This window comes from Collinsella sp., from assembly GCF_052346665.1.
Lineage (GTDB): Bacteria > Actinomycetota > Coriobacteriia > Coriobacteriales > Coriobacteriaceae > Collinsella.
Window position 1 is genome coordinate 1 of the sequence record NZ_DAWDUX010000054.1, and the last position, 10,099, is coordinate 10,099.

10 protein-coding genes are annotated in these 10,099 nt (G+C 55.8%); 2 read left to right on the forward strand and 8 right to left on the reverse strand.

Translation table 11 applies throughout. The annotated features are described in order from the left end of the window. The first annotated feature begins 809 nt into the window (after nucleotides 1-809). Nucleotides 810-1,817, forward strand: a complete 1,008-nt coding sequence (locus ACT8II_RS08735; RefSeq protein ID WP_443813834.1) for a YitT family protein — start codon at nucleotides 810-812, stop codon at nucleotides 1,815-1,817. An 81-nt stretch (nucleotides 1,818-1,898) separates the two neighbouring features. Here the strand turns inward: ACT8II_RS08735 and ACT8II_RS08740 are convergent, their stop codons facing one another. From ACT8II_RS08740 to ACT8II_RS08760, 5 genes are all read right to left on the reverse strand, one after another. Next, entirely contained in the window at nucleotides 1,899-2,621 is a 723-nt protein-coding gene (locus tag ACT8II_RS08740; protein WP_443813836.1) for a GntR family transcriptional regulator, read from the reverse strand. A 131-nt stretch (nucleotides 2,622-2,752) separates the two neighbouring features. Then, nucleotides 2,753-3,379 (reverse strand): HAD family hydrolase, encoded by a 627-nt coding sequence (locus ACT8II_RS08745; protein ID WP_407496088.1) that lies wholly within the window; start codon nucleotides 3,377-3,379, stop codon nucleotides 2,753-2,755. Between the two features lie 89 nt (nucleotides 3,380-3,468). Then, entirely contained in the window at nucleotides 3,469-4,452 is a 984-nt protein-coding gene (locus tag ACT8II_RS08750; protein ID WP_407496086.1) for an SIS domain-containing protein, read from the reverse strand. A 99-nt stretch (nucleotides 4,453-4,551) separates the two neighbouring features. Continuing rightward, nucleotides 4,552-5,019, reverse strand: a complete 468-nt coding sequence (locus ACT8II_RS08755; RefSeq protein ID WP_304291837.1) for a PTS sugar transporter subunit IIB — start codon at nucleotides 5,017-5,019, stop codon at nucleotides 4,552-4,554. Continuing rightward, nucleotides 5,016-5,441, reverse strand: a complete 426-nt coding sequence (locus ACT8II_RS08760; protein ID WP_294122693.1) for a PTS sugar transporter subunit IIA — start codon at nucleotides 5,439-5,441, stop codon at nucleotides 5,016-5,018. Before ACT8II_RS08760 ends, ACT8II_RS08755 begins: the two co-directional genes overlap by 4 nt. 199 nt (nucleotides 5,442-5,640) lie before the next feature. Here ACT8II_RS08760 and ACT8II_RS08765 point away from each other — a divergent pair, with 199 nt between their 5' ends. After that, nucleotides 5,641-6,498 carry a sugar phosphate isomerase/epimerase family protein gene (locus ACT8II_RS08765; protein WP_294122695.1) on the forward strand — a complete coding sequence of 286 codons (858 nt, stop codon included), beginning with the start codon at nucleotides 5,641-5,643 and terminating at the stop codon, nucleotides 6,496-6,498. A 507-nt stretch (nucleotides 6,499-7,005) separates the two neighbouring features. Here ACT8II_RS08765 and ACT8II_RS08770 read toward each other — a convergent pair. The 3 genes from ACT8II_RS08770 to ACT8II_RS08780 form a co-directional block, all read right to left on the reverse strand. After that, complete coding sequence (locus ACT8II_RS08770; RefSeq protein ID WP_118652900.1) at nucleotides 7,006-7,887, reverse strand: PTS system mannose/fructose/sorbose family transporter subunit IID; 882 nt, start codon at nucleotides 7,885-7,887, stop codon at nucleotides 7,006-7,008. Nucleotides 7,888-7,907: 20 nt separating this feature from the next. Further along, entirely contained in the window at nucleotides 7,908-8,705 is a 798-nt protein-coding gene (locus ACT8II_RS08775; protein ID WP_118652898.1) for a PTS mannose/fructose/sorbose/N-acetylgalactosamine transporter subunit IIC, read from the reverse strand. Nucleotides 8,706-9,415: 710 nt separating this feature from the next. Continuing rightward, entirely contained in the window at nucleotides 9,416-9,973 is a 558-nt protein-coding gene (locus ACT8II_RS08780) for a transcription repressor NadR (protein WP_443813840.1), read from the reverse strand. Nucleotides 9,974-10,099: the final 126 nt, after the last annotated feature.

The following is a 10,099-nucleotide window of genomic DNA, read 5'->3' on the forward strand; positions in this document are numbered from 1 at the left end:
TGGGCAAAAATCTCGTTAATAAGCTCCTGATACGAAAGCGGCATATGTTTCTCCTGTTAATAACTATAGGTGATTTATATAGTTTTTACAACCAGAGATTTACGCTCGTGAGTGTGGGCATCTCGGGTAGAGTGTTGGCTGATCTTATGCACGAGCGTATCGCATGGGTCTGGCAGACATCCGACGCTTATCCGGCGCCTTTGGACAAGCGGTCGGCTCTTCTCTGACACCTCAACCGATAGGCGAGCTCACAAGCGCATTACATCATGTCCAACACCCGCGAACACCCCTCTTTCAACACGAAGAATTCACGCCAGCGCTTGCACTCGCGTTCAGGCTGTATAGGTCTAGCAAGTTCAAGGACACGCCCCATTCGCTCCCTGGGCCCGTTATTGCATGAGCGGAGGAGGTCTGTCTTGAGGCGATTCAATTGTGCTATGCTTTACTCAAGCACGCGAGGCTCACCCTCTTTTAAGCAAGTGAATCGGGTGGAACGGAACATATGTCTCGCACCTAGACTCCGGGTCGCTTGCAGGGCGGCCCGGAGTCGTCTTTTGTGCGAGAGCAGAAATTAAGACTTGGCCACGATCACCAGGACGGTGACGAGGGCCAGAAGCAAAATAACCTCGGACACGACGACCACCCCCTTCCCATTGGATGAGGGCGATGGGCACACCTCGCGTACTCGATCTCCATTATAGCAACCGGCGCGTCGCGTGCTGCAAGGCCGCTGGCGATAGACGCGGCCCGCCCGTGATACAATCGCTCGACACACCCTGTACCAACACCTACCTGCAAAAGGAGCGCCCGTGGCGAACGCCGTCGACCAGCTCACCGACCGCGCGCTCGAGCTCGCGCGCCTCACCATCGTCCGCCGCATCATCACCGCGGCGGCCGTCACGGTGTCCGCCCTGATCCAAACCTTCCTCATCCAGGCCTTCGTTCAGCCCGCCGACCTCCTGCCCAGCGGCTTCACCGGCGTCGCGGTCCTCCTCGACCGCATCACCTCGCTCGGCGGCGTCCATATCGACACCTCGCTCGGTATGCTCGCGTTGAACATCCCCGTGGCACTCATGTGCTGGAGCGGCATCAGCAGGCGCTTCGTCATCTTCTCGATGGCCCAAGTCGCCCTCTCCTCGCTGTTCCTCAACATCTTCGACTTCGCGCCTTTCCTGGGCGACAAGATCATGCTCATCATCTTCGGCGGCGTGGTCTCGGGGCTCTCCATCGCCATCGCCCTCAAGGCGGGCGCCTCCACCGGAGGAACCGACTTCATCGCGCTGTGGGTCTCGAACCACACGGGCAAGACCATCTGGGGAGTGATCTTCGCCTTCAACTGCCTCATCCTCGTGATCTTCGGTTGGATGTTCGGATGGGACAACGCCGCGTACTCAATCGTGTTCCAGTTCATATCCACCAAGACGATCGACAGCTTCTACCACCGTTACGACCGCGTGACCCTGCAGATCACCACCCGCCTGGCCGACGAGGTCATGACCGCCTACGTCAACCACTTCCAGCACGGCATCAGCTGCGCCGAGGTCATCGGCGGCTACAGCCGCGAGAAGATGTACCTGCTGCACACCGTTGTGTCCACATACGAGAGCCAGGACATCATCAAGCTCGTGTGCGACATCGACCCCGGCGCCGTGATCAACGTGTTCCATACGCTCGACTTCGTGGGCGGATGGTGGGGTGGCCATGTGGATGAGCCGTTGCCCACCGCGGTGCCCGACCCCGACAAACCCGCCCGCCTGCTCTCCAAGCAGGCCCGCAGGCACGAACCCGCCGGCCTGCAGCAGGACGACGGCAGGTAATCCCCGCACATCCCATATGGCGGCGCGCCGTCATATCGACCCACCGCCATGCCGAAGCTCCGTTATATCGAGCGCTTTTGCCTACAACACGAAGCGGTACCTGCTGCCCACGTAGTACTGGCGGCCGATGCACACGGGGTTGTCCTCGTCGTCGGCGAAGCAGACATTCAGGAAGAGCAGCGGGTAGCCCACCGAGATCGCCAGCCTCGACGCCTGCTCCTGCGTGGCGCGAACCGCCTCGACCGTGCGTCTTGGTGTTTTAGTCGGCCGGTGTCCGGTAACTTCCGCAATTATGTCGAACAGGGATACGTCCTCCAAATCGACGTTGAGAAGCTCTTGACAACCTTCGTACGGCACGAAAACATTTTCTTCGAAAATCGGCTGCTCGTCGGCAGTACGAATTCGCTGGACATACAGGAGTAGCGCCGACTCGTCGAGGCCAAAGAACTTCGCTTCCTCCGAGCGCACGGGGACGATGAGACGATTGAGAACATGGGCACCAGGCTTCATGTTGCTGTCGCGACACACATCTGTAAAACTCCGCGCCGCCGTATATTGCAGAAGACGGCGATTAATGTGAGGCGTGCTCACGAAGGTGCCGCGACCCTGCTGCTTGACCAAATATCCCTCGGCACACAACTCCTCAACAGCACGGCGAATGGTGATGCGGCTCACTCCATAACGCTCGGAAAGCTCCGGCTCGGAGGGAATCCGCTCCTTCGGAACGTAATCCCCCGCCTCGATCGCCCCTTTAATCTCTTCGAAAATCTGCTGGTACAGAGGTGACGACTTGCTATTTGCCATGATTCCATCCAATTATGTGATGTATATAACGTCTTAAGTATAATCGCTTGCGCATCAGTTGAACCCGCCTCAACCGGCAATGGCATACACCTCGGTAAACGGTAAAAAGCCAATCGCCGTCCAGACCTTGACTACAGCTCGTCCATGATTGCGCCCAAAGTGTCAATCACTTTATCTGCCCGAGATTGATCGAGCATAACCCCGTCGCGGGGCCTCAATGCCAAGACGCGTGCGCCAGAACGCACGCCCGACTCAATACCAGTAGGAGAATCTTCGACGACCAAGCATTCGGAAGGCTCAACCCTCAAATAGTTCATCGCTCTCGCGTAGATTTCAGGATCAGGCTTAAAAGCATTGCACTCAAACCCACTTATCACATAGTCTACAATACCCCTGATTCCCGCAACGCTAATGACCTCCTCAATCATGTCTCGATATGATGAACTCGCAATAGCAGTCTTTATTCCGCGTTCGTGCAACTTTCGAAACGTGTCCCTCACCCCATCATTGAGAAGCTCGGAATACGGAATGGGGTGAGCATCGCAATAGGGGCCATATGCCTCACATAGACGTTCACGTAGCCCTAAATCGTTAGGGATGAGCACCTCCCAAGTTTCGGCAGTGCTAATACCAGTCAAATCGGGAAAAACATCATATGTTATCCCGCACTCAGCTAAATATGCCTCACGACGCCTGCTGTAATACCACTCTGTATCTACCAGCACACCGTCCATGTCAAACAGCACTGCCCTAATCATAGGAACCTCCCTGTAATAAAGGGCGGCCCCATAAGGAGCCGCCCCGCCGAGTCAAAATACAAATCGCAGACAGAACCTGCAGCCTTCACCTAGTAAGTGAGCTTCCACATGTAGCGACGCATGGTCAGCGGGTGCTGACGGGCCTCGGCGATCTGGTTGCCGTACTCGCGCATAACGGCGAGGTGCAGCAGCGGGTTGAAGTAGGTGATGACGCTTGCCGGCACAGCGTCGGCCAGACCGTAGTCCTTGGAGTCGATCAGAGCGACCTTGGCGCCCATGCGCTCAAGGAAGGTGAGGGCGCGGGCGTCCATCGGACGGGTGGCACCATCGGACATGAAGAAGACGTAGGGCTTACCCTCGGTGGAAACCTCGAACGGGCCGTGGAAGTACTCGCCGGTGTTGTAGGCGGCGGCGTCGATCCACTGCATCTCGGTGAACAGGAAGGCGGCGTGAGAATAAGCCATCTTCTCGGAGGCACCGGAAGCCATGAAGTAGATCATCTTGTCGTCCTTGAAGTCCTCGGCGAACTTCTTGGCGAGCTTCTTGCAGTGCTGAGCGGCGTTCTCGCACAGGTCGAAGATGTTGGTGAGGCCGGTGATCATATCCTCGTAGTGATCATAGCCCTCGGTCTGCTGAAGGATCTCGAGAGCAAGAGCGATGGCATAGCCAGGCTTCTCGGCCTTGGCGGCATAGTTGGCGTGGAAGCCGTGGACGATGACGTGGTCGGCGTCGACGGTCAGAGCGGAGCCAGCCTTGTTGGTGAGGGAGACGACCGGGCAGTTGTGCTTCTTGGCGGTCTTGTTGGCCTCGACGGTCTCGGGCGTGGAACCACCGAGGGAGCAGGTGATCACGAAGGTGTGCTCGTTGACCCAGGAAGGCGTGTCGTAGTTGAACTCGTTAGCGGTGAAGATCTGAACGTTCAGCTTGTCCGTGTTGTTGGCCAGGAAGTACTTGGCGGGGTACAGGTCGGACATGGAGGCACCGCAGCCGACGAAGGCGACGCTGTGGATCTCGTGGTTGGACAGGACGTCAGCGACGATCTGCTTAGGGAGGTTAAGGTCGATCTCGTACATAACATGCTTCCTTTCTATGCTGCCGCGACAAGACTCTCCTACGCGCCGTCGTGGCACCTATAAACAAATGGTTTTATGCAGTGGATTTAACGCCGTACGCTAAACAGACGTAATAGGTTCTTTCGGGAACGAAGGGGTCTGCTGGCTATAGAGCTTCACGCCCATTGCGAGCAACTCTCGGGTATCACTTTGTTCAGACTCATCCAAAAAGACGCTTTGATCAATCTGCTTCGAACCGTCCTTATTAAAGGTGGCTCCATATTGGATCTCGTTAATCGCACCAGTAGCCTTACACACATCGACAAGCGCCTTAGTGGTACCAAAGACCATCATGATATTCTCGTTGAGCTCGAGAATCTTTGGCATCTTCGTGATAGCTTTCTCAACGGTAAAGATATTCAGGCGAATCCCCGCGGGCTTTGCGAGCTTCAGGGCGGCAGACCTCATTTCGTCATTCGCCGCCGCATCGTCAACCAAAATGATACGCTGAGCGCTCAGGTGGTTCACCCAGGCTGCCAAAATCTGGCCGTGTACCAAACGATAGTCCAAACGCACGAGCTTGATCATAGGTCGTCCTCCTCTTCTTCCTGTGCCTTCTGAGCCAAAAGGGCCGCGACGTCTTGGATGCCGCCCTTGCTTTGCGAGATGATTTCGTCAATGCGCTCTCGAGAAAGAGGCTCGGTTGCCAACGACATCTCAAGCACTAGAGGAAAATTCATCCCAGAGATCACCGTGACAGAGGGACGCTGGGCAAGCACGGAAACCATCGAGTTATTCACGCTGCTACCCATCATATCGGTCAAAATATAAACTGCATCAGACGGCTCGAACGAGTCGATAAGCGCAATCGTGCGCTCGTCGATCCGATCCTTGTCATCCCTCTCCAGCGAAACCACGTGAACACGCGACACATCGCCAATAATCATTTCGAGCGTATCGCGGGCACCAGCCGCAAGGCCACCATGCGACGCAAGTATGAGTTGATTCATACGTACCTCCTATTCGTTACTGACATCATAGACGTTATATACCGATTGGTCTAGATTCAAGTTGAAATGTCCGTTTATCGCCGAATATCTACCGTTCACGGCAAGAACCCCAGGTCTGCACATCATACATCTCTTTAATTTATAATCGTATATGACGTCTGAGACGTGTTTGTTGATAAATCCTTGGAAAGGAGTCGGGATGGCACAGCCTCGCATTGAACTTGCCACCATGAACCACCACTACATGTTCTATGACCTTGATGACTTTTTTGCCAATGCACAAAAGCTCGGCTATCCCTGCGTCGAGCTATGGACATCTCCCCAGCACTTCTTTATGGATTATCGGCAGAACGATCCCATTGAGCGTCTAAGCCATCTCATCGATGAATACGGCATTCGCATCCACGGCATATGCCCGGAGCAATGCAACCCCAAACCACACAATATGGCGGCAAAAGACGCGAGCATCCAAGAACGCACACTTGCATATTTTACCCGTGCCGTCGATGTTGCAAAAAGCGTTGGCGCAACTCAGGTGCTCGTAACGAGTGGCTGGGCGTATTACAACGAGCCAGTTGAAACCGCACGCGAGCGTAGTGCAACCATGCTCAAACAGGTCGCGCGCTATGCAGGCGAGCAGGGCATCAACCTCGCCATCGAAGCCTTGCGCGCGCCCGAGTCGCGCATCGCCAACACCGTTGCCGACCTCAAACTTCTACTATCCATGGTCGATGAACCCGCATTGAAAGTCTGCCTCGATATCGGCGCCATGGTGAGCGCTGGCAACACTATTCAGGAGTATTTCGATGCCTTTGGCCCCAAGATGATTCATGCCCACTATGTCGATACCGGCGAGCGTTCACTCCACCTTGCCCTTGGCGACGGAGAACGTGATATTGCGACTGACATCCTCACCTTTGAGCAGAACGGCTACCAAGGGGTGTTAAGCGTCGAGTGTACCGATTCCGCAACGCTCACCGATCCCATGGCAGCCGATGCGCGATCAATGGCAACCTATCTTAGCGCCTACGAGAAGATCGAAGCTGCACGCGCATAACGCGCACCCCCACCAAAAGACAGAAACCTTCCATCCCCCGTTTCTCATACAGCAGAAACGGGGGCTTCTTGTCTCTGACAATGCCAGCCACCGGTCATGCAACTGAACCAAAAGACCCCACGCAAAGCACCCACCCATATTGTCCTCAGCAACCTCGAAAGGGAAAAGGCCGCCCGTAGCGGTAAAGATCCAGACTCTCATAACCCATCCGCACATTGACATCGACAGGATGACCATGCGGCACACGCACATTCGACACCTACGCCATCACAGCTTTCGCCACACCCGTCCACATTTCGATGAACCATGGCTGCGAACGAATCGGCGAGCCACTACTTGCCCGCAACCACTGGCAACAGTCGGGGACCAGGTCCTGCCCAAGACCGACATACTTCAAAGATGTCTCACTCGAAGCACCAGACCCCGCTCGACACATTTCGTCAACATACGAAAAGGCGCAGACCCGTCAACGATCTGCGCCTAATAAGGGGGCTATATACGCAATTGCTATGCAAGAATTCCGAAGAAGCTTGCAGCCAAGCTAGCAGCAATGCCGCCCAGCAGCAACACCGTGAGGCTAACCTTCTTCTTGAGCAGCCAGTAGAAAGTCATAGTAATAGCCAAGGGAATCATTGCCGGGAAGATGCCGTTCAGCACGTCCTGAATTACCAAAGCTCCATCCTGGAACTGCAGCGGGGTCGTAATACCAACCATCGTGGCAATCATCGCGCCCACAGTCATGAGGCCAACAATGCTCGCAACGTACATCACGCGCTCCATCATGCCGCCGCTCTGCAGCTGCTTTACGTAGTCGGCACCAAGTGTATAACCGAGCTTGCCGCCAAACCAAGTAATAAGGGCTTTAGGGATGCCGGAGATGAGGATCGCCAAAATAGGTCCAAGAATGGAGCCCTGCGCTGCCAGGGACGCGCCCAATCCGAAAGAGATAATGCGAAGCGTTCCCTCAAGCAATGAATCGCCAATGCCCGAAAGCGGACCCATAAGCGAAACCTTTAGGCTGTTCATCACCTCAGGGTTGAAGTGTTTGGGGTCGCGAGCGTACTCTTCCTCCATCGAGGCAACGAGACCAAGCACAAAGCTGTTCAGCTGTTGCGTGATGTTATACAAAGCGGTATGACGGTGATAGGCCTCCTTCTTTCGCTCGAGAATCTCCGGGTCGGACTCATCTGTGTAAATGCGGTCGAGCGTCGGCGCAATGGAATAGAGGAAGCCCAGGTTCATCTGGCCCTCATAGTTCCACGAAGATTGGATCGCCCAGGTGCGCCAGAAGAACTGCCAAAGGCGCTTCTTCTCGGAAACAGGTTGCGGCTCCAAGCTTTTCAGCTCGGTCGTGCTGGATGCCTGCTCAACAGTAATCTGCTCTGCCATTGAAATGACCTCCTTCTTTCTTAGTCGTCGTCCTCGAGCGGATCATAGTCGTCTGCGGCCTGGGTTGCGAACTGGCCGCCACCATCACGGAATTTGAGATCCACGAGCAGCAGGGCGAGCAACACAGCAAAGATTGCAACGGCGGTAACGTTAATGTTAAGGAAGGCCGCAGCAAAGAAGCCAACGAAGAAAAAGAGGGCCATCTTCTTGGTAAGCATGATATTAAGCAGCAGGGCCATGCCGAGAGCGGTAAGGACATTGCCGGCAAGGTTAAGTCCACTTGTGACCCATGCGGGAATCATATCCACAATAGACTGGACAAGATCGGTGCCGACATAGATCGCAAGGAAGATGGGCACGAAATACATCAGAGCATACAGGACATTACCCCAAATAATATGAAGGTGAAGCGCCTGCTTAAATTTGCCCTGATCGATAAGGGTGTCGGCCTTATGAGAAAATGCCGCGAGGACCATGCGCACCGCAAGACCAATCGCTTGGCCAAATGCGGCAACAGGAACTGCGATGGTCAACGCCGCCTCCGGACCCGCTCCGGTCAAGATGCAAAACGCCGTAGCAACGATAGATCCCATATTCATGTCGGGGATCATCGCGGCGCCCACATTAATCAAGCCGATGCTCATAAGTTCGAGCGTCGCGCCAGCGGCCAAAGCCGTGGGGATGTCACCAAGCACGATGCCGACCATCGTGGCGCCAATAAGCGGGCGCTCAAGACTCAGGCGCCCCAGCATACGGGAGTCCATGATGCAAATGACACCCACGAGGCCAACGGCTATTGCTGCATAAAGCTGATTCATTACCGTCTCCTTTCCATCAATTCTTTATGGCGCTTCGAAGCGCCCTCATCGAAGCGCGCGAGTCCGGATCCCGCGGCAACATATGACAGAAGTCATCATATACGTCTTATACGTTGTATACGATTTAGTTACATCAGTCTTGGGTAGACGGTAGCTATTTCCATGTGAACGGTCTTCATCTATCAACATCCTCAAACTGTCCCTCGCCACTGCGCCCGAACAAAAACCCTTCCGACAGCCTTGTGAAGATAACGGTTATGGCAGCAAAAGCAACTACAGAAGGCATGGCACCATAACAACCAAAGCATCGGATCGACAACATATTTTGGCATGTCGCACGAGACGGCAGCTGACACCTCCAGCAAGCAAAGAGCCCCAAGCGGACCACCGCTCCGGCATCAAACGTCCGCCCCGCTCCACGTCTCAAAGCGCGTCCAGCGTACAGACCGCGCAAAATACGTCGAGCCTATCGGGTAGCCAGCCAAAGGGGCCGTATGCCAAGCCGCGCCCAAGGGGTCGGGCGTCGAACGTGCCCGCGAGAGTTAACTTTCGCGGAAGCTTTTTCGGACCTGCAACAAAAACGTGCCGCGAAAGTCAACTCTCGCGGCACTTTCGCGCGGAGCCGCCATGAGATGGGACATGCCGCGACCGCCTCGGGCACCGCGAGCCGCCGCGACCGGCACAGGCAGTCGCGAAACGCCGCCCGAGCGTTACCCGTCAAGACCCTCGCGCTCATAGGGCAGAACCTCGGCAAGATAGCCCTTGGCCGCAAGGGCGGCCTCAATGGCGTCCAGGGCCTCCTCCGTATCGGCAGAAATACGATGAAAGTGATAGCCACTCGTCACCGTCATCAGCGGTGTGCTCTTACCCGTGCGGATGTCTTCGAGGTAGCGGGCTATGCCGCTACGGCTGCGTATGTCCAGATTGGCGGTGATTTTGCCGTATGCGCGATGATTTACCATGACGGTTTGAACGGTTCCGCCCAGGTCGACGACGGTCTGGAGCTCGTCCTCAAGTTGATCGATAGTGTGGTGAACCTTGATAAGACGCGTGGGAACCGAGAGCTCCGAGGCGCCCTCGCGCAGCACGTACCCGCGATTGGTCGCAACGATGTCGTGCCCATCGGCACGCAGCAGGGCGATGTCCTGCACGATCACCTGTCGGCTCACACCGGCGACGCTTGCGAGCGCCGTCCCGCTCACCGGGCGTTTTGCGCCACGCAAGGACTGCAAGATGGCATCCCTGCGCTCATGACCCATTAGCGGCATCGCCGCACCTCCCGTCTCGCACCCTCCGAACGAACCACATCCCACATCAAGATGAGCTAGAGCAGGCGCAGGTGCTTGAGCGAGAGATCCAGAATGGGCGCCGAATGGGTAAGCGCTCCCGACGAG

Coding starts and splice junctions, on each gene's coding strand:
- ACT8II_RS08740 (WP_443813836.1), bottom strand. CDS start 2,621: ATGGCAAATAGCAAGTCGTCACCTCTGTACCAGCAGATTTTCGAAGAG.
- ACT8II_RS08745 (WP_407496088.1), bottom strand. CDS start 3,379: ATGATTAGGGCAGTGCTGTTTGACATGGACGGTGTGCTGGTAGATACA.
- ACT8II_RS08750 (WP_407496086.1), bottom strand. CDS start 4,452: ATGTACGAGATCGACCTTAACCTCCCTAAGCAGATCGTCGCTGACGTC.
- ACT8II_RS08755 (WP_304291837.1), bottom strand. CDS start 5,019: ATGATCAAGCTCGTGCGTTTGGACTATCGTTTGGTACACGGCCAGATT.
- ACT8II_RS08760 (WP_294122693.1), bottom strand. CDS start 5,441: ATGAATCAACTCATACTTGCGTCGCATGGTGGCCTTGCGGCTGGTGCC.
- ACT8II_RS08765 (WP_294122695.1), top strand. CDS start 5,641: ATGGCACAGCCTCGCATTGAACTTGCCACCATGAACCACCACTACATG.
- ACT8II_RS08770 (WP_118652900.1), bottom strand. CDS start 7,887: ATGGCAGAGCAGATTACTGTTGAGCAGGCATCCAGCACGACCGAGCTG.
- ACT8II_RS08775 (WP_118652898.1), bottom strand. CDS start 8,705: ATGAATCAGCTTTATGCAGCAATAGCCGTTGGCCTCGTGGGTGTCATT.
- ACT8II_RS08780 (WP_443813840.1), bottom strand. CDS start 9,973: ATGCCGCTAATGGGTCATGAGCGCAGGGATGCCATCTTGCAGTCCTTG.